Annotated in this window: 21 protein-coding genes; 3 read left to right on the top strand and 18 right to left on the bottom strand. The window is 72.9% G+C overall.

The window, feature by feature from the left end; translation table 11 throughout:
* Positions 1–372: 372 nt before the first annotated feature.
* From QNO07_RS19935 to QNO07_RS19925, 3 genes are all read right to left on the bottom strand, one after another.
* Positions 373–543 (bottom strand): hydrophobic protein, encoded by a 171-nt coding sequence (locus QNO07_RS19935; RefSeq protein WP_283993549.1) that lies wholly within the window; start codon positions 541–543, stop codon positions 373–375.
* Between the two features lie 94 nt (positions 544–637).
* The gene (locus tag QNO07_RS19930) at positions 638–1,498 is read right to left on the bottom strand and encodes a hypothetical protein (RefSeq protein WP_283993548.1); all 861 of its coding nucleotides are present in this window, start codon (positions 1,496–1,498) and stop codon (positions 638–640) included.
* A 234-nt stretch (positions 1,499–1,732) separates the two neighbouring features.
* Positions 1,733–2,389 carry a LysM peptidoglycan-binding domain-containing protein gene (locus QNO07_RS19925; RefSeq protein ID WP_283993547.1) on the bottom strand — a complete coding sequence of 219 codons (657 nt, stop codon included), beginning with the start codon at positions 2,387–2,389 and terminating at the stop codon, positions 1,733–1,735.
* Between the two features lie 275 nt (positions 2,390–2,664).
* Here QNO07_RS19925 and QNO07_RS19920 point away from each other — a divergent pair, with 275 nt between their 5' ends.
* Entirely contained in the window at positions 2,665–3,462 is a 798-nt protein-coding gene (locus tag QNO07_RS19920) for a DUF8842 C-terminal domain-containing protein (protein WP_283993546.1), read from the top strand.
* A gap of 58 nt (positions 3,463–3,520) precedes the next feature.
* Positions 3,521–3,838 carry a hypothetical protein gene (locus tag QNO07_RS19915; protein ID WP_283993545.1) on the top strand — a complete coding sequence of 106 codons (318 nt, stop codon included), beginning with the start codon at positions 3,521–3,523 and terminating at the stop codon, positions 3,836–3,838.
* A gap of 59 nt (positions 3,839–3,897) precedes the next feature.
* Here QNO07_RS19915 and der read toward each other — a convergent pair whose 3' ends face one another.
* The 14 genes from der to pyrG form a co-directional block, all read right to left on the bottom strand.
* Positions 3,898–5,364, bottom strand: a complete 1,467-nt coding sequence (gene der / locus QNO07_RS19910; RefSeq protein ID WP_283993544.1) for a ribosome biogenesis GTPase Der — start codon at positions 5,362–5,364, stop codon at positions 3,898–3,900.
* Between the two features lie 44 nt (positions 5,365–5,408).
* Entirely contained in the window at positions 5,409–5,996 is a 588-nt protein-coding gene (locus QNO07_RS19905) for a lysophospholipid acyltransferase family protein (protein WP_283993607.1), read from the bottom strand.
* A gap of 95 nt (positions 5,997–6,091) precedes the next feature.
* Positions 6,092–6,793: a (d)CMP kinase gene (cmk, locus tag QNO07_RS19900; protein WP_283993543.1), complete on the bottom strand. Its 702-nt coding sequence runs from the start codon at positions 6,791–6,793 to the stop codon at positions 6,092–6,094.
* A 145-nt stretch (positions 6,794–6,938) separates the two neighbouring features.
* Positions 6,939–8,027: a prephenate dehydrogenase gene (locus QNO07_RS19895; RefSeq protein WP_283993542.1), complete on the bottom strand. Its 1,089-nt coding sequence runs from the start codon at positions 8,025–8,027 to the stop codon at positions 6,939–6,941.
* Positions 8,027–8,389: a chorismate mutase gene (gene aroH, locus QNO07_RS19890; protein WP_283993541.1), complete on the bottom strand. Its 363-nt coding sequence runs from the start codon at positions 8,387–8,389 to the stop codon at positions 8,027–8,029. Before aroH ends, QNO07_RS19895 begins: the two co-directional genes overlap by 1 nt.
* A 110-nt stretch (positions 8,390–8,499) precedes the next feature.
* Positions 8,500–9,495 carry a pseudouridine synthase gene (locus QNO07_RS19885; protein WP_283993540.1) on the bottom strand — a complete coding sequence of 332 codons (996 nt, stop codon included), beginning with the start codon at positions 9,493–9,495 and terminating at the stop codon, positions 8,500–8,502.
* Positions 9,496–9,507: 12 nt separating this feature from the next.
* Entirely contained in the window at positions 9,508–10,149 is a 642-nt protein-coding gene (gene scpB, locus QNO07_RS19880) for an SMC-Scp complex subunit ScpB (RefSeq protein WP_283993539.1), read from the bottom strand.
* Positions 10,146–11,294: a segregation and condensation protein A gene (locus QNO07_RS19875; protein ID WP_283993538.1), complete on the bottom strand. Its 1,149-nt coding sequence runs from the start codon at positions 11,292–11,294 to the stop codon at positions 10,146–10,148. Before QNO07_RS19875 ends, scpB begins: the two co-directional genes overlap by 4 nt.
* Before the next feature lie 45 nt (positions 11,295–11,339).
* Positions 11,340–11,900, bottom strand: coding sequence for a hypothetical protein (locus QNO07_RS19870; protein ID WP_283993537.1), 561 nt, complete (start codon positions 11,898–11,900; stop codon positions 11,340–11,342).
* Positions 11,897–13,078 (bottom strand): ParA family protein, encoded by a 1,182-nt coding sequence (locus QNO07_RS19865; protein WP_502961890.1) that lies wholly within the window; start codon positions 13,076–13,078, stop codon positions 11,897–11,899. Before QNO07_RS19865 ends, QNO07_RS19870 begins: the two co-directional genes overlap by 4 nt.
* 348 nt (positions 13,079–13,426) lie before the next feature.
* Positions 13,427–14,542, bottom strand: coding sequence for an alanine dehydrogenase (gene ald / locus QNO07_RS19860; protein ID WP_283993606.1), 1,116 nt, complete (start codon positions 14,540–14,542; stop codon positions 13,427–13,429).
* A 150-nt stretch (positions 14,543–14,692) separates the two neighbouring features.
* The gene (locus QNO07_RS19855; RefSeq protein WP_283993535.1) at positions 14,693–16,744 is read right to left on the bottom strand and encodes a tetratricopeptide repeat protein; all 2,052 of its coding nucleotides are present in this window, start codon (positions 16,742–16,744) and stop codon (positions 14,693–14,695) included.
* 190 nt (positions 16,745–16,934) lie between these two features.
* Positions 16,935–17,564 (bottom strand): NUDIX domain-containing protein, encoded by a 630-nt coding sequence (locus QNO07_RS19850; RefSeq protein WP_283993534.1) that lies wholly within the window; start codon positions 17,562–17,564, stop codon positions 16,935–16,937.
* Complete coding sequence (pyrG, locus tag QNO07_RS19845; protein WP_283993533.1) at positions 17,564–19,270, bottom strand: CTP synthase; 1,707 nt, start codon at positions 19,268–19,270, stop codon at positions 17,564–17,566. Before pyrG ends, QNO07_RS19850 begins: the two co-directional genes overlap by 1 nt.
* A 353-nt stretch (positions 19,271–19,623) precedes the next feature.
* Here pyrG and QNO07_RS19840 point away from each other — a divergent pair, with 353 nt between their 5' ends.
* Positions 19,624–21,432, top strand: a complete 1,809-nt coding sequence (locus tag QNO07_RS19840; RefSeq protein ID WP_283993532.1) for a glycoside hydrolase family 15 protein — start codon at positions 19,624–19,626, stop codon at positions 21,430–21,432.
* A 129-nt stretch (positions 21,433–21,561) separates the two neighbouring features.
* On the opposite strand, the gene QNO07_RS19835 is transcribed toward QNO07_RS19840, so the two are convergent.
* Positions 21,562–21,828: a LamG domain-containing protein gene (locus tag QNO07_RS19835; protein WP_283993531.1), complete on the bottom strand. Its 267-nt coding sequence runs from the start codon at positions 21,826–21,828 to the stop codon at positions 21,562–21,564.
* Positions 21,829–22,027 lie beyond the last annotated feature (199 nt).

The raw sequence follows: 22,027 nt of genomic DNA, 5'->3' as shown, positions 1-22,027 counted from the left end.
CGCAATGATCCGGGTGCGCCCCGGCTGCCGACGTTCCGGGAGACCCGGGCCGAGCTGCGCATTCCCTTTCTGCCATCCAGTGGATAACCACCAGGAATGCTCAGCGCATTTACCGGTTTGACGTCAGGGAAAGGGGGTAATCGAATCTGCTTGCGCACTGCCGCCCAGGGTTCGGCCCGGCGGCCGCCGGGCAGGCCGCCCACCTGCGCGGCGTCCCTCGTCCCGCTCAGCCACCCGCAGAGACGCCTCGCTGTGCAGGTCCGCCGACTGCACGGCAGGACGGCTCCTGCGGACGGCCAGGTCCGCAGGAGCCGCGCCGCGTCATTGGCCCGGGCCGTCGGCCGCCTCAGGTCCGGGCACTGGGGATGGCCGCTACCAGCGATACCACCGTGCACGCCCGCCACCGGAGCCGGCCCCGCGGAACAGGAAGCCGAGCAGCCAGATGACCAGCACCGCGATCGCGACCCACCACAGGATCTCCAGGGCGAAGCCGGCGCCGAAGAGCACCAGCGCAAGAAGCAGAACCAGCAGGATAGGAACCATCGTCCATACACCTCCTGGCCATCGGGTGCCCACTCACGAGGCGTCTACACGGCATTTCCCCACCGCGCCGGGCTACCGCCACCGGGACCCGCCCTCAGCGTGCCGGGAGCCCGCCGACCGGGGCCAGCAGCAGCGAGAGGTCGTTGTCGGCGGTGTAGCACACCTGGGCGACCGTGCCCTCCGCCTCGGCGAGCGGGACCTTCGGGGTGTCAGCGGTGTAGCGCTTGTCCGGCAGGTCGTCGAGGATCCGGCCGACCCGCACCGCCTCGGCAGCCGGGTCGGTCCGCAGCCACAGGTCCCACCGCTCCTCCCCCGAAGGTCGCGGGACGAGGCCGGTCAGCGGCAGCCGGCACACGAAGCCGGGACCGTCGTGGGTCACGGGGGCGCTCAGCACCGGCTGCCCGGCATGCCCCTGCCGCAGTTCGATCCGCGCCTCCGGGCTGAGGGCGGCCCCGAAGAGACGGCCGTGCAGCGTCATCCCACCGCTGTCCAGCCGCAGGTCGGCGGCCTCGGCATGCGGCCAGCGCAACCAGGCGCGGACCGCCAGGTTGCCGTGCCTGGTGCCGTACGGGATCCGTACGCCGAGCCAGGTCCGGCCGGACCGCGGGACACGCTCCAGCAGCGGACCCAGATCGGTCCGGCCCGGCAGCAGGCGCCGCGGGCCGCTCTCGCCGAGCACCAGATAGGCGTTCCAGCGGCCCTCCGCGAGCGGGACCGTGCTGGGCAGCACCGCGCGGAACGTGCCCTCGCCCGCGGGCACCAGCGGCAGCCGTACCGTCTCCACGGGATCGGTGCCGCGGCGGCGGAGCAGCAGGCCGGCGTCCCAGCGCTCCCCCTCGCCCGGCAGGGCGATGTCGAAGGTGAGACCGCCGGCGCTGTCCGCCGTGCAGTCGGCGAACGGCCGGCCTGCGGGCTCGTCCGGCCCGGGCACGGCGTCGGCGGTGGCCGCCGTCATGGCGCTCACCTCCCGCCGCGCTGATGCGGCGAAGGCGGTTCGTGCGACAGGCGATGGTGGTGCATGCGTCCCCGGGGTGGTGCGGATTCGTGCGGGCGCGCGCGTCCGCGCTCCCGCCTTTCACCCGGTAGGACGTACAAGACGTCCCGAAGGTTGGCCGGGCGGGGGTCCTGTGGTGGAAATCTCCTCCGGAGCACACGACCGACACCGTTCGGCTGCCGTCGGGCGGGCGGGTCAGACGGTGGCTGCCGGGTCGGGCCGCGGCACCGTGACCCGTCCGGCCGCGGCCGGACGCAGGAAGAGCGACGTGCCCGGGCACAGCCTGCCGGGATCGGCGCCGATCAGGTCCCTGTTGAGTGCGTGGAGCGCCTGCCATCCGCCCGGCACACGGTAGGTCCTGGCGAGGGAGTAGAGGGTGTCACCGGTCTTCACCAGGTGCACGGGCCGCCGGGCGTTCTCCCGGGTGGTGAGGCCGCAGCGCACCGAGCACACCGGCCAGGCACCCCAGCCCTGGGTGGCGAGCACCCGTTCGGCGACGGTGATCTGCTGCTCCCGGGTGGCGAGGTCGGCGCGCGCGGCGAACGCCAGGCCGCCGTGCTCCTCCCAGGTGGGTTGCCAGAACTGCAGACCGCCGTAGAAGCCGTTGCCGGTGTTGGTGTCCCAGCGGTCGCTGCTCTCGCAGCGCGCCAGGCAGTTCCAGGGGCTCTCCCCGCTGACGCACCGGGGCGCCTGGGACTGGGACGGGGCCAGGGGGCGGGCCTGGGTCTGGATCTGAATCCGGGCCTGGGCCTGCGCCGGGGACGCGGCGGCGGGTGGCGCCGTCGGCAACAGAGGCAGCAGCGCGGCGCCGAGCGCGACGAGGCCCGCCGGCAGGCGGAGGAGGCGTGGCATCGGCTCACGCTAGCCGGGCGCGAACGGCCCCTCCCGGCCGGCGCGGCCGGGAGGCGCGCGACCCCACCCGGTCGGCCCACCGGGCAGCCGCCGACACGCGGCGGCGCACGGCGCGAACGTACGTGCGGCGCCTCCCTCCTGACGGAAAGTGACGACTGAGGGCGCGCGTTACACGATGCGCAACCACTCGGCGAGTCAGTCGGCCGTCGTGCGTGACCGTGGGCACACCTCACCCGTTGTCCCTACGTACCAGACCCGACCGCCAGGAGTTTCCTGTGTCCTCCATGCTCGACGTCAGCAACGACGTACGCGCCGAGATCGGCGAAGAAGAAGCCGCGCGTCTGCTGGCCGGCGAGACCGTGCCCGGCAGCTACGACTGCACGTCCTGCCGTACCCCCGGCGACACCGCCAAGGAGCGCACCAGCACGGTGCTCTTCGTCGGTGACGAGACGGCCGTGCTCGCCTTCGCCCACGCCGGCTGCATCCCCTCCCAGATCGTGAAGGTCACCGAGGACCAGATCCAGGGTGCCGTGCGCACCATCGCGGCGGAGGGCGGCGCGTCGGTTCCCGCTCCGACCGCGCCGCTGGAGCCGGCCGACCGGCAGGCCGTGCTCGGCGTGACCTGCGGTCAGGTGCTCATCGACGAGCAGCTGTTCCCGGCGATCGTCGTGGAGCCCAACGGGCCGATCGCCCGCCCCGGCACCGACGGCACCGAGGACGAGTTCCTCGCCCTGCTCACCGAGGCCGGCTTCCACCCGGTGGCGGACGTCGCGGAGCGCCCCGCCGCGATCGAGGGCTGGTCGGTGCTGCTGGCCATGGGCAAGCTGCACGCCGTGCTCCAGCCGGGGCCGGACAGCAGCAAGTCCAACTCGTGGTGGCAGGCCCACCAGCCGCTCGCCGTGACCGACGAGTGGCGGGTGTCGGCGAACCGGACCAACACCGTGCTGGTCTACGCGGCGCCGGCGGGCTCCATCGGGCAGCAGCCCCGTGAGGACATGCTGCGCGACGCCCTGGAAGGCGCCGCGAAGTCGGGACGGCTTGCTGCGGCGGCGATGCCGCTGGCCGGTACCTGAGACGGGTTCCCCCACTCGGCCCCGCATCCAGCGGGGCTGTCACCTCGTTGGCCACAGCGTGCAGCCATACGAACACTCCCGCGCCCATCACCCGTACCTCAACCACGGACAGATCCCCGGTATGCGCCCGGCGCACGAGGTCACCCCGGAGCCGTCCGCGACGCCGATCTACGACGCGCTGTACGCCGAGTACCGCAGGTTGTTCCGGGCCCTGCCCGGTGATCGTTCGGGTGAGGAGGGGCTGAGGTTCGAGCAGTTCGGGACGGTGCACGGCACCGCCCTCACCGCCCCGTTCCGGTACGACGACCGGCGCCCCCGCGGTGTGCTGCCCGCCGCGCTGCCGCCCGGTTCCCGGGACGGGCGGCACGGCCTGTGACACGGTTCGGCCCCGCCGGTGACACACCGGCGGGGCCGAACCGTGGACGGGACCTCAGGTCACTTCTTCCTGCCGCGCTTCTCCCGCACCCGCACCGAGATGTGCACCGGGGTGCCGGTGAAGTCGAACTGCTCCCGCAGGCGGCGCTCGATGAACCGGCGGTAGCCGGCCTCCAGGAATCCGGAGGCGAACAGCACGAACCTCGGCGGGCGGGTACCGGCCTGTGTGCCGAAGAGGATGCGGGGCTGCTTTCCGCCGCGCACCGGGTGCGGATGTGAGGCGACGAGCTCGCCGAGGAACGAGTTGAGCCGTCCGGTCGGCACCCGCTTCTCCCAGCCGGCGAGGGCCGTCTCGATCGCCGGTACCAGCTTCTCCATGTGCCGGCCGGTCCGCGCCGAGACGTTCACCCGGGGCGCCCACTGAACCTGCACCAGGTCCCGCTCGATCTCCCGCTCCAGGTAGAAGCGGCGCTCGTCGTCCAGCGTGTCCCACTTGTTGTAGGCGATGACCAGGGCACGCCCGGCGTCCACCGCCATGGAGATGATGCGGGTGTCCTGGACGCTGATCGACTCGTTGACGTCGATCAGGACCACCGCCACCTCCGCCTTCTCCAGCGCGGCGGCGGTCCGCAGCGACGCGTAGTAGTCGGCGCCCTCAACGAGGTGGACACGTCGGCGGATGCCCGCGGTGTCGACGAACTTCCAGGTCTTGCCGCCGAGTTCGATCAGCTCGTCGACCGGGTCGCGGGTGGTGCCGGCCACCTCGTTGACCACCACGCGGTCCTCCCCCGCCACCTTGTTCAGCAGCGAGGACTTGCCCACGTTCGGACGGCCGATCAGCGCGATGCGGCGCGGGCCGCCGAGCGCGGTGCCGAAGGTCTGCTCGGGTGCCTCGGGCAGTGCGTCCAGCACCTGGTCGAGCATGTCGCCGGTGCCTCGGCCGTGCAGCGCGGAAACCGGGTGCGGCTCGCCGAGACCCAGCGACCACAGCATCGCCGCGTCCGCCTCGGCGGACGGCCCGTCGACCTTGTTGGCGCACAGCACCACCGGCTTGCCGGAGCGGCGCAGCAGCTTCACCACGGCCTCGTCGGTGTCGGTCGCGCCCACCGAGGCGTCCACCACGAAGACCACCGCGTCGGCGGCCTCGATGGCGAACTCGGCCTGCGCGGCGACAGAGGCGTCGATGCCGAGCACGTCCTGCTCCCAGCCGCCGGTGTCCACCACCTTGAAGCGGCGGCCCGCCCACTCGGCCTCGTAGGTGACGCGGTCGCGGGTGACACCGGGCCGGTCCTCGACGACCGCCTCGCGGCGGCCGATGATCCGGTTCACCAGTGTCGACTTGCCGACGTTGGGGCGTCCGACGACGGCGAGCACGGGCAGCGGGCCGTGGCCCGCCGCGCCGAGCGCGCCCTCGATCTCCTCGGCGTCGAAGCCTTCCTGCGCGGCGAGCTCCATGAACTCCGCGTACTCGGCGTCGCCGAGCTCACCGTGCCCGTGCTCGTCGCCGGAGTGGATCTGGTCGTTCATGAAGTCCTGTCCTTGCTTTCCGAAAAACTCGACTCAAGTGTGGCTCAGCGGCCGGTCAGCCGCCTGGCGTCGGCCAGGTGCCCGGCGAGCCGCCGCTGGATGCGCGCCGTGGCGGCGTCCATCGCCGTTCGGGTGCGCCGGCCGGTGCCGTCGCCGGCGTCGAAGGGGTCGCCGTAGACGACGTCGACGCGGCTTCGCAGCGGCGGCATCGCGGAGGTCAGCCGGCTGCGGTGCTCGGTTCCGCCGAGCACCGCCACCGGGACCACCGGGGCGCCGGAGCGCAGCGCGAAGTACGCGAGGCCGCCGCGCAGCGCGGCGAAGTCGCCCTCACCGCGGGTGCCCTCGGGGAAGATGCCGAGCACACCGCCCTGCGCGAGAACGCCCAGCGTGCGGGCGATCGCCCCCCGGTCGGCCGAGGCGCGGTCCACCTCCACCTGGCCGACGGCGCGCAGGAACGGGCCGACCGGCCCGACGAACGCTTCCTTCTTCACCATGAAGTGAACCGGCCGCGGTGAGGTGCCGATGACCATCGGGCCGTCGATGTTGTGCGAGTGGTTGACCGCGAGGATCACCGGGCCCGTCGGCGGTACCCGCCAGGTGCCCAGCGCCCTGGGCCGCCACAGCCCGTACATCAGGCCGATGCCGATCCCCCTGCTGACCCGGGCGCCGCGGGCGCTGGGCACTTCCGGGGCGGCCGGAGCCGTCGGAGCGGTCCGGGCACCGCCGGTCACGCCGTCCGCTGCCTGTCCTCGATCAGGGTGACCACACACTCGATGACCTGCTCCAGGGTCAGTTCGGTGGTGTCCACCTCCACCGCGTCGTCCGCCTTGGCCAGCGGGGAGGTCTTGCGGCTGGAGTCGGCACGGTCACGCCGCAGCAGTGCCTGCCGGGTCGCGTCCAGGTCGACCGGCTTCTCCCCGCCGCGCCCGGCCAGCTCGCCGCCGCGGCGGGCGGCGCGGGCCTCGGGTGAGGCGGTGAGGAAGATCTTCAGGTCCGCGTCGGGCAGCACCGTGGTGCCGATGTCCCGGCCCTCGACGACGATCCCGGTGGGCGCGCCGGCCGCGATCGCCCGCTGGAGCTCGGTGATGCGGGTGCGCACCTGCGGGACGGCGCTGACCGCGCTGACGGCCGCCGTGACCTCGGGGGTGCGGATGGGACCGGCGGCGTCCGCGCCGTCCACGGTGATGGTGGGCGCGGCCGGATCGGTCCCGGACACCAGGTCGGGCTTGCCACTGGCGTCTGCGACGGCGGCGGCGTCGTTCACGTCGATGCCGTTGCTCAGCATCCACCAGGTGATGGCCCGGTACTGCGCACCGGTGTCGAGGTAGTTCATCCCCAGCTGCGCGGCGACGGCTTTGGACGTGCTGGACTTGCCCGTGCCGGAAGGGCCGTCGATGGCGACGACAACGGGTGCCGGAGCGGTTTCCACGGTGGCGGGGACCTTTCTTGGACCGGGAGGAGGAGCGCGCGGGCCGGTACCCGGCCCCGCACCAGGCTACCGGCTGGCCGGTGCTGCCACGGCCGGGCATGCCCCGGCCGCCGGAGCGGCCTGCCGGTCGGACCCGGGGGCCGGATCAGCGGGCGTTGATCGACCAGCCCCGGGCCCGCAGCGCCTCGGCGAGCAGCGTCGCGGACTTCGGTTCGACCATCAGCTGCACGTGGCCGGCCTGCTGGCCGGTGGCGTGCTCGATCCGCACGTCCTCGATGTTGACGCCGGCCTGGCCGGCGTCGGCGAAGATCCGGGCCAGCTCGCCGGGGCGGTCGCTGATGAGCACCGCCACCGTCTCGTAGACGGCGGGCGCCTGGCCGTGCTTGCCGGGAACCCGGGCCCGACCGGAGTTCCCGCGGCGCAGCACGTCCTCGATGCCCGCGGTGCCCTCTCCCCGCTTGGCGTCGTCGGCGGACTCCAGGGCCCGCAGCGCGCGGACCGTGGTGTCGAGGTCGCCGGCGACCTCGGAGAGCACGTCGGCGACCGGCCCGGGGTTAGCGGACAGGATGTCCAGCCACATCGCGGGGTCCGAGGCGGCGATGCGGGTGACGTCGCGGATGCCCTGCCCGCAGAGCCGTACCGCCGTCTCGTCGGCGCTCTCCAGCCGGGCGGCGACCAGGCTGGACAGCAGTTGCGGGGTGTGGGAGACGAGGGCGACGGCCCGGTCGTGGGCGTCGGCGTCCATCACCACGGGCACCGCCCGGCACAGCGCCACCAGCTCCAGCGCCAGGTTCAGCACCTCGGTGTCGGTCTCGGCGGTCGGGGTGAGCACCCACGGGCGGCCCTCGAAGAGGTCGGCGGTGGCGGCCAGCGGCCCCGACTTCTCCCGGCCGGCCATCGGGTGCGTGCCCAGGTAGGCCGCCGGGTCGCCGCCCAGGGCGGCCAGTTCCCGGCGGGGCCCGCCCTTGACGCTGCCCACGTCGAGGTAGCCGCGTGCGGCCCCGGCCCGCTGCGCCGCGGCGACGGTCGCCGCGATGTGCGCGGGCGGCACGGCCACCACGGCCAGGTCGACGGGCCCGTCCGCGGGGGCGTCGCTGCCGGCACCGAGCGCCGCGGCGGTGCGGGCGTGCTCCGGGTGGTGGTCCGCGAGGTGCACGGTGACGCCGCGGGCGGACAGCGCGAGCGCGACGGAGGTGCCGACGAGGCCGGTGCCGATGACGAGGGCGGTACGCATTACTGGGCGATGTCCTTGCGGAGTGCGGCAGCCGCGCCGAGGTAGACGTGCGACACGGCTGTTCTGGGCAGGTCGGTCTCGACATGGGCGAGCAGCCGCACCACACGCGGCATGGCGCCGGGGATGTCGAGTTCCTGGGCGCAGATGAGCGGCACGTCCGCCAGCCCGGTGCTGCGGGCCGCCGCGGCGGGGAAGTCGCTGCGCAGGTCGGGGGTGGCGGTGAACCAGATGCTGATCAGGTCGTCCGTGCCGAGCGCGTTGCGCTCCAGCACGGCCGCCAGCAGCTCGGCGACGCGCGCGTGCATCTCCCCCGCGTCGTCCCTCTCCAGTTGCACGGCGCCCCGCACCGCTCGTACCGCCACTGTCCGCTCTCCTCCTCGTTTCCGTGCACGCACCCGGCGGTCCGCCGCCCCGGGTGTGCCTGCCCCGCACGCCGCCGGCCGCACAGCCGGGGGCGCCCGTCGAGGTCGGCCTACAGGCCGACCTCCTTCATCAGCATGCCGACCTCGGTGTTGGTCATACGGCGCAGCCAGCCGGACTTCTGGTCGCCCAGCGGGATCGGGCCGAACCGGGTGCGGACCAGCTTGTCGACCGGGAAGCCGGCCTCGGCGAGCATGCGGCGCACGATGTGCTTGCGGCCCTCGTGCAGGGAGACCTCGACGAGGTAGTTCTTGCCGGTGTTCTCCACCACCTTGAAGTGGTCGGCGCGGGCGTAGCCGTCCTCCAGCTTGATGCCGTCCTTGAGCCGCTTGCCCAGGTCCCGGGGGATCGGCCCCTGGATGGCGGCGAGGTAGGTCTTGCGCACGCCGTAGCGGGGGTGGGTGAGGCGGTGGGCCAGCTCGCCGTGGTTGGTGAGCAGGATGATGCCCTCGGTCTCGGTGTCGAGGCGGCCGACGTGGAACAGCCGCGTCTCGCGGTTGTTCACGTAGTCCCCCAGGCACTGCCGGCCCTCGGGGTCCTCCATGGAGGCGACCACACCGGCCGGCTTGTTCAGCGCGAAGAACAGGTGCGCCTGGGTGGCGACCGTCAGGCCGTCGACCTTGATCTCGTCCTTCTCCGGATCGACGCGCATGCCCTGCTCGACGACGACCTGGCCGTTGACCTCGACCCGCGCGCGCTCGATGAGCTCCTCGCAGGCCCGCCGGGAGCCCATGCCGGCCCGGGCCAGCACCTTCTGCAGGCGCTCGCCCTCCTGCTCGCCGAAGGTCTTCGGCGTCTTGGGCCGGGGGGTGTCGTAGCGGGCGCGGTTGCGCTCCTCGATCTGGGCGTCCAGCTCCCGCGGGCGGGCCGGCGTGGACCGCTTGCGCGGGCCGCCCTTCGCCGCTCCCCGGTTGCCGTCCGAGGTGTAGCGCCGCTCCTCCGGGCGGGGACGTCCCGAGGAGGACTGCTGCTTCTTGTCGCGGCTGCTGCCCGCGCCCCGGTTGCTGTTCCGGTTGCCGTTACTGCCGCTACTGCCGCTGCTTCGCATCAAGTTTCCGTCTTAGGTCTGGGTGTCGCCGCTGTCGTCTACGTCGAACGACGGCACCCCTTCCCTGCTCTCGCCCTCCACCGCGTCCGCTTCGGGTAGGAAGGGCGCGAGCTCCGGCAGCTCGTCCAGGCCGCGCAGGCCCATCCGCTCCAGGAAGTAGTGCGTCGTCACGTACAGGATCGCACCTGTTTCGGGTTCGGTGCCCGCCTCCGCCACCAGACCGCGCTGGAGCAGGGTCCGCATGACGCCGTCGCAGTTCACTCCGCGCACCGCGGAGACCCGTGAACGGCTGACCGGCTGGCGGTAGGCGACGACCGCCAGCGTCTCCAGCGCTGCCTGCGTCAGCCGCGCCTGCTGGCCGTCCAGCGCGAAGCTCTCGACCGCCTCCGCGTAGGTGTCGCGGGTGGAGTAGCGCCAGCCGCCGGCGACCTGCCGAAGCTCGAATCCGCGGCCCTGCCGGGTGTACTCGTCGGCGAGTTCGCGCAGGGCGTCCGCGACGGCCCTGCGGGGGCGCTGAAGGACGCGGGCCAGGTGCTCCTCGGTGGCGGGCTCGTCCACCACCATCAGCACCGCCTCCAGGGCGGGTTTCAGTTCCAGGTCGGCGACCGGCCCGGGGCCGGAGGGCGGCGGGGACGGGGTGGCGGTACCGCTCACGGGCGGGCCTCCTGCGGGTCGGCGTCGGGGGCGGCGCCCCCCGGCGCGGGGCCGGGCGGGGCCGGCGGCTCCTGGTCGAACTCGTCGGTGACCTGCGGACGGGCGTCGGCCGGAGCGCTCCAGCGCACGGTGAGCGTGGCCAGCGCCTCGGGCTGGTCGAGCGTGACGACCCGTTCGCGGTACAGCTCCAGCAGTGCGAGGAAGCGGGCGACGACGGTGAGGGTGTCGGGGGCGTCTGCGGTGAGCTGCTCGAAGCTCGCCTCGCCCTGCTCGCGGAGCCGTGCCATCACCACCTCGGCCTGCTCGCGCACGCTGACCAGCGGGGCGTGGATGTGGTCGACGAATACCTGCGGCTTCGGCTTGGGCTGCATGGCCTTGACGGCGAGGCGGGCGAAGCCCTCCGGACCGATGCTGATCACCACGTCGGGCAGCAGCGCGGCCAGGTGGGGTTCCAGGCCGACGGTCCTGGGGTGGCGGCGGGACTCGTCCTGCAGCCGGTCGGCGAAGATCGCGGCGATCTCCCGGTAGGCCCGGTACTGGAGCAGCCGGGCGAACAGCAGGTCGCGCGCCTCCAGCAGGGCGAGGTCGCCCTCGTCCTCGACCTCGGCGGACGGCAGCAGCCGCGCCGCCTTGAGGTCGAGCAGGGTGGCGGCCACCACGAGGAACTCGGTGGTCTGGTCGAGGTCCCAGTCGGAGCCCATGGCCCGCAGGTGCGCCATGAACTCGTCCGTCACCCGGGAGAGGGCCACCTCGGTGACGTCCATGCGGTGCTTGGCGATGAGCTGGAGCAGCAGGTCGAAGGGGCCCTCGAAGTTGTCCAGGACGACGCGGAAGCGCCCGTCACCGGCCTCGTCCTCGGCCGGCGGGTCGTCAGCGGGCGGGGCCTCGGCGGCGGCGTCCCCGGTCGCGGGCGGCTCCGGGGGCGGGGAGCGGTCAGGGCCGGTCGCGGGCGGCGGGGGCGGCTCGGGGTCCGCGGGTCGGGCGGGGGGCCGCTCAGCGGGCGCCTCGGCCGCCGGAGCGGGCCCGTCCGGTGGGGCGGCGGCCGGTCCGGCCGGCCGGGTCGCGCCGGGGCTGCCGGGGCCGCCGCCCAGCGCCCTCCTGCGGGGCGGTGGGGACGGCGGCACAGGTGCCTCGGACTCGGTCATTGCGGGGCAGATTACCCCGCCGGCCCGGTCTGTTCCGGAACCGGCTCACCGGCCGCGGAGCCTCCGGACCAGGATGCTGGCGTCACCGCGCGACTCCAGGTCGGCGAGCACGACGGCCACCGCCTCGCGCACGATCCGTCCGCGGTCCACGGCGAGCCCGTGCTCGCCGCGCAGCACCAGCCGGGCGTGCTCCAGGTCCATCAGCTCCTCGGCGGAGACGTAGACCGTGATCTTCTCGTCGTGCCGTTCGCGCCCGCTGGGCCGGCGCGGAGCGGCGCGGCCCCGGCGGGAACCACCGGCGGCCTGGCGGCCCTTGCCGGCGGCGGAGTCGGCGCGTGTGCCCTGCTCCGGCCCGCCGGACGCGCTGCGGGCGGCCGGAACGTCACGGCCGGACGCCGGCTCGGCCGCGTCGCCGCGGCCGGGTGCCTCGCCGCCCTCGGCTGCGCCGGGTTCCGCGGCGGGCGCCGCCTCACCGGCCGGCGGGGGCATCCGGACGCCCGAACCGCCGGGCTGGGTGTCGCCGTTGACGTGCTGCCGGGAGGAGGAGGGCTGGACACCCGGACCCCCGGTGGTGCGGAACAGTTCGTCGGCTGCCGGGAGACTCACTCGGCGTGGCACCGGGCGAGCACCTCCCTGGCGAGCTGGCGGTAGGCGGCGGCACCGACGGAGTTGGAGGCGTAGGTGGTGATGGGCTCCCCGGCGACGGTGGTCTCGGGGAAGCGGACCGTGCGTCCGATGACGGTGTGGTAGACGCTGTCGTCGAACGCCTCGACCACGCGGGCCAGCACCTCGCGGCTGTGCACGGTACGGGAGTCGTACATGGTGGCCAGGATGCCGTCGAGCTCCAGTTCCGGGTTGAGCCGCTCCTGCACCTTCTCGATCGTCTCGGTGAGCAGCGCGACTCCGCGCAGCGCGAAGAACTCGCACTCCAGCGGCACGATCACCTTGTGGGCGGCGGTGAGCGCGTTCACGGTGAGCAGGCCCAGCGAGGGCTGGCAGTCGATGACGATGAAGTCGTAGTCGGGCAGCAGCGGTTGCAGGGCGCGCTGGAGCGTGGACTCCCGGGCGACCTCGCTGACCAGCTGGACCTCGGCGGCCGACAGGTCGATGTTGCTGGGCAGCAGGTCCATGCCCGCCACGGCCGTCTTCAGCAGTACCTCGTCGGCTGCCATGCCCCGCTCCATGAGCAGGTTGTAGACGGTGAGGTCGAGTTCCATCGGGTTGACGCCGAGTCCGACGGAGAGCGCGCCCTGCGGGTCGAAGTCGACCAGCAGGACCCGGCGTCCGTACTCGGCGAGCGCGGCGCCCAGGTTGATGGTCGAGGTGGTCTTGCCCACCCCGCCCTTCTGGTTGCACATCGCGATGATCTTCGCCGGTCCGTGCTCGGCGACGGGGCCGGGGATCGGGAAGTACGGCAGCGGGCGCCCGGTGGGGCCGATGCGCTCGCGGCGCTGGCGCGCGGCGTCGGGCGCGAGGGTCGCCGCGTACTCGGGGTCGGGTTCGAACTCCGCGTCGGGATCGTAGAAATGCCCTTCGGGCAGATCACCGATGTGCGGTTCTTCATAGGCCGTCAGACGGTCGCCGTGACCGTCCGCACGGTCGCCGGCCATGGCGTTCACGTGGGATCCGTCCGTGCTCTGGTGGGCTGTCATGCTCGACTGGTCCTGGTGGGAGGTGAAGGTGCGGACAGCTACGGAACCGACAGCCCGGAACCCTTCGGCTTCCCGGCCCGGCGTGAGCGGTCCTGGTTGACCACCTCCGGGAGTAATTGTCGACTCATTCACAAGTCGTCTTACCTCCTTGGCGACCAGGAAACTTCTAGACAGGTCAGCGTGGCACCTTGCCGACGTTTGGCGACTCTATGGCGTGTCGGTGGTCCGCAGCAACACAATCCGTCGGAGACGGCCCGATGTGTCCGCAACCGAACCCCCCGTTGTCAAGGGCGCAAGGCACTCGTACAGGAGGTTTTGCGGGGTCGCGAATCGGTTGAACGGTTATCTTCACGACGAGTTGACCACCCGTCAGGAGCGAAGCACACGTCACCGGCCGGACCCCGGGTCGAAGGGGTCCGGCCGGTGACGTGCGAGGGGCCGTATTGACGGCCGCACTTGACGCGCGACCGCCGCACGGGGTCAGCCGAGCAGGGTCTGCGCCTCCACGTGCTCCAGCCCGTGGGCCTGGGCGACGGGTCCGTAGACGACCTGGCCGTCATGGGTGTTGAGGCCCTTGGCCAGTGCCGGGTCCCGGCGCAGCGCCTCCACCCAGCCGCGGTTCGCCAGCTCCACGATGTAGGGCAGCGTCGCGTTGGTCAGCGCGTAGGTGGATGTGTTCGGGACGGCTCCGGGCATGTTGGCGACGCAGTAGAACACCGAGTCGTGCACCCGGAAGGTCGGCTCCGCGTGGGTGGTGGGACGCGAGTCCTCGAAGCAGCCGCCCTGGTCGATGGCGATGTCGACAAGAACACTTCCCGGCTTCATCCGGGACACCAGCTCGTTGGTGACCAGCTTCGGCGCCTTGGCACCGGGGATCAGCACCGCGCCGATCACCAGGTCGGCGTCGAGCACCGCCTTCTCCAGCTCGAAGGCGTTGGAGGAGATGGCACGCACCCGGGTGCCGAAGATGCGGTCGGCCTCCCGCAGCTTGTTGATGTCCTTGTCGAGCAGGGTGACCTGGAAGCCGAGACCGACGGCGATCTGGGTGGCGTTCCATCCGGAGACGCCGCCGCCGATGACGACCGCCTTGCCCGCCGGGACACCCGGAACACCGCCGGGCAGCACACCGCGCCCGCCCGCCGAGCGCATCAGGTGGTAGGCACCGACCTGGGGCGCGATGCGGCCCGCGACCTCGGACATCGGCGCCAGCAGCGGCAGGGCCCGGCTCTCGGTCTCCACCGTCTCGTAGGCGATCGCGGTGGTGCCGGACGCCAGCAGGGCGTCGGTGCACTCGCGGGACGCGGCGAGGTGCAGGTAGGTGAAGAGCGTCTGGTCCTTGCGGAGCCGGTGGTACTCCTCCGCGATGGGCTCCTTGACCTTCAGCAGCAGGTCGGCGGCGGCCCAGACCTCGTCGGCGGTGCCAAGGATGGCGGCACCGGCGGCGGTGTACTCCTCGTCCGGGATGGAGGAGCCGAGACCGGCTCCCTGCTCCACCACGACCTGGTGGCCGCCTGTGACGAGTTCGTGCACGCCCGCCGGGGTGATGGCGACGCGGAACTCGTTGTTCTTGACCTCGCGGGGGATACCGACCTTCACGTCGATCACGGTCCTTGACTCTGAGGGTGCTGGAGATTCCGGGATTCAACCACTCACACCACCATAGTCAGGACATGCCGGACGTGAGCGGGAGAACCTCAACGCAGCCAGTCTAATGAAGGATCTCCAGCTGTCTAGCCTTACAAAGGGTCAACCTTTCTGGCGATCACTATGGATTTCGCAGGTCGCCTCTGAGGTGGCCTGGCTTTCTGCGGCGGAATCGCCTGTTTCCCCCAGCAGCCGCTCGGCCTCGGCGCGGTGCGCGAGCGCGTCGCCGGGCTCCCCCATCCGCTCGCAGGTGTCGGCCAGCCGCAGCCGCAGCGCCGCCTGCAGCCGGGTGTCCCCGGCCCCGGTCGCCAGGCCCAGCGCGTCGTGGCAGCTGCGCATGGCCTCCCGAGGACGCCCCGCGTACTCCTGCACCCGCGCCACCTCGCTCAGGGCCCGCGCCTGCGCCTGCGGATTCCGCAGCCGGCGGTGCACCGCCGCGGAAGCCCGCCAGGCGTGCAGCGCCTCCCCCCACTGCCCCGCATAGATCTGCACGCCGCCGATGCGGCCGTGCAGCCGGGCCACTCCCTCCAGGTCGCCCTGTACCTGGCACTGGGCGAGCGCCCGCCCGTACCAGTCGGCGGCCCGGTGCCAGTCGTCGAGCTCCGCGTAGGTGCCACCCATCGAGTCCATGGCCCGCACCGCGGCCTGCGGGTCGCCGTCCTCGTCGGCACGGCATGCGGCCAGCGCCTCCCGATAGCGCGCCAGCGCGTCGGGCAGCCGCCCGGTACGGGCGTCGAGGTCGCCGAGGTTCAGCAGCGCAGCGGCACGCTCACGGTGCAGGCCCCGCCGCTGTGCCACCGACAGCACGAGTTCGTGCAGCCGGTACTGCTCCGGCGCCACCTGCTCCGGCGTGCGGTGCGCGTTGAGCGCACGGGCCAGCGCGCCGATGAACCGGCGTGCCAGCGTGTCCAGTTCGCCGTCGGCGACGGCGAGCCGGGCCGCGGCGAGCAGCGCCGGCAGCCGGGAGTCCAGCCAGCGGGCGGCTGCGGCGGGCGAACCGAAGCGCAGCGGACGCGGCTGCTCGGCGAGTTCACGGCGGGCCTCGGTGCCGTCGGGCTCGGTGACCGCCCAGCAGGAGTGCAGCAGCCGCACCGCCCGCTCCAGCAGCCGCGCCCGTGCCAGCAGGACGTCGGCGGGCCGCTCGCGGTTCTCCAGCAGTCCGCGCAGCAGCGGGTCCAGCCATCCGGGGACCCGGTGGGCGTCCTCCCCCGCGGGTTCCAGCAGGCCCAGGCGGGCGAAGTCCTCCAGGGTGCGCTGCGCCGCCGGTACCGAGCAGCCGGCCAGTCCAGCGGCGAGGGCCGCGTCGACGTAGCCGTCCGGCGCCAGGCACAGCAGCCGCAGCGTGCGGGCCGCCTCGGCCGGCAGCGACTCGTGCACCAGGCGGAACGCGCTGGTGACCGGCCGGGCCTCGTCGCCGAGCGCGGCGAGGCGGCGGGCCGCGTCCAGGACCGACACCTGCGGACGGGCTGCCAGCCAGCCCCCGGCGAGCGCCAGCGCGGCGGGCTGGTGGCCGCAGCAGTCGGCCAGCGCCTCGGCGGCGCGCGGGTCGACGGTGATGCGGATCTCGCTGCCCGCCCGGTCCGCGAGCATGTGTACGGCCGCGGCGGAGTCGAGTCCGCCGAGCGTGCAGGGGCGCACGTCCGGCACGCCGGTCAGCGGCCCCTCGGCGGTGGCCACGACCAGGCAGTCGCGGGACTCCGGGACGACCTCCAGGAGTTGCTCGGCGGCGGCCACGTCGTCGAGCAGCAGCAGTGTGCCGCGCTCGGCGAGCGCGGAGCGCAGCACGTCGGTCAGCTCGTCCGGTCCGGCCCCGGCGGGAGCGGGTACGGCGAGTAGGTCGAGCAGGTCGCGGGCGACGCGCTCCAGCGGGACCACCGCCCCGCCGGGGTCGGTGAGGCGGGCCCGCAGCACGCCGCCCGGGTAGTTCCCGGCGACCCGGCGGGCGAACTCCTCCGCCAGCGCGGTGCGGCCCGAGCCGGGCCGTCCGGCGATCAGCAGCACCCGGGCCCGGGGGGCCGGACGGCCGGCCAGCGTGTCGAGCCCGGCCCGCTCCACGTCCTCCCGCAGCGCGTCCAGTTCGCGCTCACGGCCGAAGAAGGTCCCTGCCCCGGCGTTGGTCGCGGGGGTACCGGTGTGCACCGCCTGATCCGTCACAAAGTGAGCGTAGTTCAGGGGGTTCACACGCCGTGGGAGGACAGGCGGCGATCACTCGTTCCGCCGCCCGCGCACCACCCGCTCGGCGGCCCGGCGTCCGGCGCGCGCACGCGCCGGACGTCCGTCGGCCGACCGGCCGAGCAGCCGGTGGGCGGAGACCGTCCGATGCCCGGTCAGTGCCGGTGCCCGGTCAGTGGAACGGGCGGGCCGGCCAGGGGGCGTCGGCCGGGCGCAGCGCTTCGAGGCCGTCCCCTGCCAGCGCCGCGCTGAGCGAGAGCACACCGACCGCCAGGCAGTTGTTGTGCAGGTCGCCGGCGAGCACCCCGCGCACGAGGTCGGGCAGCGGCACCCGGGCGATCTCCATGTCCGCCTCCTCGTGCGCCACCTCGAAGCGCGCGCCGGTCGCCTCGGACAGGCCCCGGGCGAGGAAGACCCGCACCGCCTCGTCGCAGCCGCCCGGCGTGGTGTAGACGTCGGCCAGCACCCGCCAGTCGGCGGCCTTGACGTGCGCCTCCTCGTACAGCTCGCGCTCGGCGGCGTGCAGCGGGTTCTCACCGGGCACGTCCAGCAGCCCGGCCGGGATCTCCCACAGCTTGTGCCGCACCGGGTGGCGGTACTGACTGAGCACCAGCACCCGGTTCTCCTCGTCCAGGGCGAGCACCGCGACCGAGCCGGGGTGCACCTGGTAGTCGCGGCCGGACACGGACCCGTCGGGCATCACCACGTCGTCGGTGCGCACGCTGGTCTTGGCGCCCACGAACGGCGTGGCCGTGGCGGTGACCGCCCACTCCTGCGGCACGTCCCGCAGCCGGCCCGCCATCAGGCGTCCTGCCCGTCGTGCCTGCCGCCGTCGCGCTCGTCGCCGTCGCTCTTCCCGCCGGGAGCGGCCAGGCGCTCGACGGCGGCCTTGATCAGGCCGGCGAACAGCGGGTGCGGGCGGGTCGGCCGCGAGCGCAGCTCCGGGTGGGCCTGGGTGGCGACCAGGTAGGGGTGCACCTCGCGCGGGTACTCGACGTACTCGACGAGCTTGTTGTCGGGCGAGGTGCCCGAGAACAGGAGGCCGGCCTTCTTCTCCAGCTCACCGCGGTAGGCGTTGTTCACCTCGTAGCGGTGCCGGTGGCGCTCCTCGACGTAGGGCTCGTCGCCGTACGCCTCCCGCACCAGGGAGCCCTCGGCGAGCTTGGCCGGGTACATGCCCAGCCGCATGGTGCCGCCCATGTCGCCCTCGCCGGCGACGATGTCGAGCTGCTCGGCCATGGTGGAGATCACCGGGTGGGCGGTGGCCTGGTCGAACTCGGTGGAGTTGGCGTCCTCGATACCGGCGAGGTTGCGGGCCGCCTCGATGACCACGCACTGCAGGCCCAGGCACAGGCCGAGCAGCGGGACGCCGTTCTCCCGGGCGTAGGTGATGGCCCCGACCTTGCCGTCCACACCGCGGTCGCCGAAGCCGCCGGGCACGCAGACCGCGTCCACGTCGGCCAGCTGGGCGGCGGCGCCCTCGGAGGTGCCGCAGTCGTCGGAGGTGACCCACTTGATCTTCACCCGGGTCCGGTTGGCGAAGCCGCCGGCGCGGATCGCCTCGGTGACCGACAGGTAGGCGTCGGGCAGGTCGATGTACTTGCCGACCAGCGCCACGGTGACCTCGTGGTCGGGGCGGTGGACCCGGCCCAGCAGGTCGTCCCACTGGGTCCAGTCGACGTCCCGGAACGGCAGGTCCAGACGGCGCACCACGTACGCGTCCAGGCCTTCGCCGTGCAGCACCTTGGGGATGTCGTAGATCGACTTGGCGTCGATGGCGGCGACCACCGCGGCGTCGTCCACGTCGCACATCAGCGAGATCTTGCGCTTGATGGCGGTCGGCACCTCGCGGTCGGCCCGCAGCACGATGGCGTCCGGCTGGATGCCGATGCTGCGCAGGGCGGCCACCGAGTGCTGGGTGGGCTTGGTCTTCAGTTCGCCCGAGGGGCCGATGTAGGGCAGCAGCGAGATGTGCACCACGAAGACGTTGTCGCGGCCGACCTCGTGCCGCACCTGGCGGACGGCCTCCAGGAACGGCAGCGACTCGATGTCGCCGACGGTGCCGCCGACCTCGGTGATGACGACGTCGACGTCACCGGAGGCCATGCGGCGGATGCGGTGCTTGATCTCGTTGGTGATGTGCGGGATGACCTGCACGGTGTCACCGAGGTACTCGCCGCGGCGCTCCTTGGCGATGACCGTGGAGTAGACCTGGCCCGTGGTGACGTTGGCCGAGCCGTCGAGGTCGACGTCGAGGAAGCGCTCGTAGTGACCGATGTCCAGGTCGGTCTCGGCGCCGTCGTTGGTGACGAACACCTCACCGTGCTGGAACGGGTTCATGGTGCCGGGGTCGACGTTGAGGTACGGGTCGAGCTTCTGCATCGTCACCCGCAGTCCCCGGGCCTTCAGGAGGGCGCCGAGGCTGGAGGCGGTCAGACCCTTCCCGAGCGAGGAGGCGACACCCCCGGTGACGAAGATGTGCTTGGTCGTCATGGAATTCGGCGGCATGGCCAAGAGGGGACTCCCGTGGTCGCGAGGTGAGTGCGGACCGGCCCCCGTGTCGTGCCGGGCGGGGTACCGTCGCTGCGGTTCGGGGGTTTGCCACCCTCCGCTCCACGGGCTACCAGGGTATCAGCAGCGAGCCGCGGTCCGGCGAGGCGCCGTCGCCGCCACCCGCCCGGGTGAGTCGGCGCCGTGTCTGCACAATCGTTCAACGATGTCACGCGCACGCCCCAGGCGTCCTATCGTGACCATCGAGCGGATCTCCGGGTCCGCGTCGTATTCTGCCCGGATACCCGTTTGGGCAGGACTCGCTATCGTGAAAGCACGTCCCACGGGGCGTCACCGCTGTTCGACTGGAGATGCACGTGGCCGGGCGCATCGAGGATTACGCACTCATCGGGGACATGCAGACCGCAGCCCTGATCTGCAGGGACGGCAGCGCCGACTGGCTCTGCCTGCCCCGATTCGACTCGCATGCCGTATTCGCGGGCCTGCTGGGAACGGAGGAGCACGGTTTCTGGCGCCTTGGCCCCGCCCCCACCAACGGCGGCGAGCCGCCCTACGCGACCCGCCGGCGCTACCGCGGCGAGTCGCTGATCCTGGAATCGGAGTGGGACACGCCGCGCGGCACGGTCCGGGTGACGGATTTCATGCCGCCCCGTGACGGCGCGCCGCAGCTGGTGCGGATCGTGGAGGGGATCAGCGGCCGGGTGCCGATGCGCTCCTCGCTGCGCATGCGGTTCTCCTACGGCTGGGTGGTGCCGTGGGTGCACAAGGTCGACAACCGCACGGTCGCGGTCGCCGGCCCCGACTCGGTCTGGCTGGACACCGACGCCGAGACCCACGGCGAGAACCTCACCACCTACTCGGACTTCACCATCAGCCCCGGCGAGCGGGTGGCGTTCACCATCAGCTGGCAGCCCTCGCACAACGGCCCGCCGCCGCTGCCGGAGCCCGAGGCGGCCCTGGAGGCCACCGACGTCTTCTGGCGCGACTGGGTCGAGCACTGCACGTACCACGGCCCCTACCGGGAGGCGGTGGTGCGGTCGCTGATCACCCTCAAGGCCCTCACCTACGCGCCGACCGGCGGCATCGTGGCCGCGCCGACCACGTCGCTGCCCGAGGCGATCGGCGGCGTCCGCAACTGGGACTACCGCTTCACCTGGCTGCGGGACGCGGCGATCACCCTGTCGTCGCTGCTGCGCACCGGCTACCACGAGGAGGCCCGCGCCTGGCGGGAGTGGCTGCTGCGGGCCGTCGCCGGAGACCCGGAGAACCTCCAGATCATGTACGGCATCGCGGGCGAGCGGGAACTGGGCGAGACCGAGCTGACCTGGCTGCCGGGCTACGAGCAGTCGCAGCCGGTGCGGATCGGCAACGGCGCCGCCGGGCAGTTGCAGCTCGACGTCTACGGCGAGGTCACCGAGGCCCTGCACCTGGCCCACATGACGGGCCTGGCCCGCAACGACTACGCGAGCCTGCTCCAGCTCAAGCTGATCCACTACCTGGAGGACCACTGGGACGAGCCGGACGAGGGCATCTGGGAGGTGCGCGGTCCGCGCCGCCACTTCGTGCACTCCAAGGTGATGGCCTGGGTCGCGGTGGACCGCACGGTGAAGCTGATCGAGTCCGGCGACGTGGACGGCCCGCTGGAGCGCTGGCGGGACCTGCGCGACGAGATCCACCGGGACGTGTGCGAGAAGGGCTACGACAAGGAGCGGAACACCTTCACCCAGTCGTACGGGTCGAAGGAGCTGGACGCCTCGCTGCTGCTCATCCCGCAGATGGGCTTCCTCCCGCCGGACGACAAGCGGGTCATCGGCACCATCGAGGCGATCCAGCGCGAGCTGTCCACCCCGGACGGCTTCGTGCTGCGCTACCCCACCGCGGGGGACGACGCGGGCGTGGACGGCCTGGAGGGCGACGAGGGCGCGTTCCTGGCCTGCTCGTTCTGGCTGGCCGACGACCTGGCGATGATCGGCCGGGTGGACGAGGCCCGCAGACTGTTCGAGAAGCTGCTGTCGCTCCGCAACGACCTGGGGCTGCTCGCCGAGGAGTGGGACTCCGGACTGCAGCGCCAGGTGGGGAACTTCCCGCAGGCGTTCAGCCACGTGCCACTGATCGACACCGCGCTGCGGCTCACCACCTCCGGGGCCTACGGGGGCTGACGACACAACGGCCACCGGGCGCCTACGGCGCGCCGCCACGGCCCCCGCGCCCCGGCTCGACGCCTGGGCGCGGGGGCCGCTGTCACGGGGCCGCCGCCATGGGTGTCGCTGTCCACCCCGTGAGGCCCGTCAGCCCTGGCTGACCTGGACGGAGACGTGGTCGACCAGCGTCGACGCGCCCGGCTCGGTGGCGGCCGTGGGCGTCTCGAAGCCCGCCACGCCGTCCGGGAACGCGCCGCCCATCGCGAGGTTCAGCAGCACTAAGTGACCGTGGTGGGTGGCGTCGGCCCAGGTCTGCGCGTCCATGTCGGCCGAGCTGACCGAGTGGTACTGCGTGCCGTCGAGGTACCAGCGCAGCTCCTCGGTGTCGCCGGTGCGGTCCAGTCCGCCCGCCACACCTCGGTCGGCGCGGTGGGCCCGGCCTCCGACGCGGCCGGTACGGAACCGGCGGGCGCGGACGAGGACTCCGCGGCGCCGGCGGCCGGCAGGCCGCCGGCGGCCGCGGTCAGCCAGCGTCGTGTGTGCGTGCTCATGCGTACGCTCCTCCGAGTGGGGATGAGAGCGCTCTCAGGTATCGCACCTGCACACTGCCCAG

The sequence above is a fragment of the Streptomyces sp. 549 genome (assembly GCF_030124175.1).
In the GTDB taxonomy this organism is placed as follows: domain Bacteria; phylum Actinomycetota; class Actinomycetes; order Streptomycetales; family Streptomycetaceae; genus Streptomyces.
This window is presented reverse-complemented; position numbering and strand designations above follow the sequence as displayed.

What these genes read in the sequence shown, in the direction of transcription:
- QNO07_RS19840 (WP_283993532.1), top strand. Translation starts at nt 19,624, where the DNA reads ATGCACGTGGCCGGGCGCATCGAGGATTACGCACTCATCGGGGACATG.
- der (WP_283993544.1), bottom strand. Translation starts at nt 5,364, where the DNA reads ATGAACGACCAGATCCACTCCGGCGACGAGCACGGGCACGGTGAGCTC.
- QNO07_RS19925 (WP_283993547.1), bottom strand. Translation starts at nt 2,389, where the DNA reads ATGCCACGCCTCCTCCGCCTGCCGGCGGGCCTCGTCGCGCTCGGCGCC.
- QNO07_RS19930 (WP_283993548.1), bottom strand. Translation starts at nt 1,498, where the DNA reads ATGACGGCGGCCACCGCCGACGCCGTGCCCGGGCCGGACGAGCCCGCA.
- QNO07_RS19875 (WP_283993538.1), bottom strand. Translation starts at nt 11,294, where the DNA reads ATGACCGAGTCCGAGGCACCTGTGCCGCCGTCCCCACCGCCCCGCAGG.
- QNO07_RS19905 (WP_283993607.1), bottom strand. Translation starts at nt 5,996, where the DNA reads ATGTACGGGCTGTGGCGGCCCAGGGCGCTGGGCACCTGGCGGGTACCG.
- QNO07_RS19935 (WP_283993549.1), bottom strand. Translation starts at nt 543, where the DNA reads ATGGTTCCTATCCTGCTGGTTCTGCTTCTTGCGCTGGTGCTCTTCGGC.
- pyrG (WP_283993533.1), bottom strand. Translation starts at nt 19,270, where the DNA reads ATGCCGCCGAATTCCATGACGACCAAGCACATCTTCGTCACCGGGGGT.
- QNO07_RS19850 (WP_283993534.1), bottom strand. Translation starts at nt 17,564, where the DNA reads ATGGCGGGCCGGCTGCGGGACGTGCCGCAGGAGTGGGCGGTCACCGCC.
- QNO07_RS19895 (WP_283993542.1), bottom strand. Translation starts at nt 8,027, where the DNA reads ATGCGTACCGCCCTCGTCATCGGCACCGGCCTCGTCGGCACCTCCGTC.
- QNO07_RS19885 (WP_283993540.1), bottom strand. Translation starts at nt 9,495, where the DNA reads ATGCGAAGCAGCGGCAGTAGCGGCAGTAACGGCAACCGGAACAGCAAC.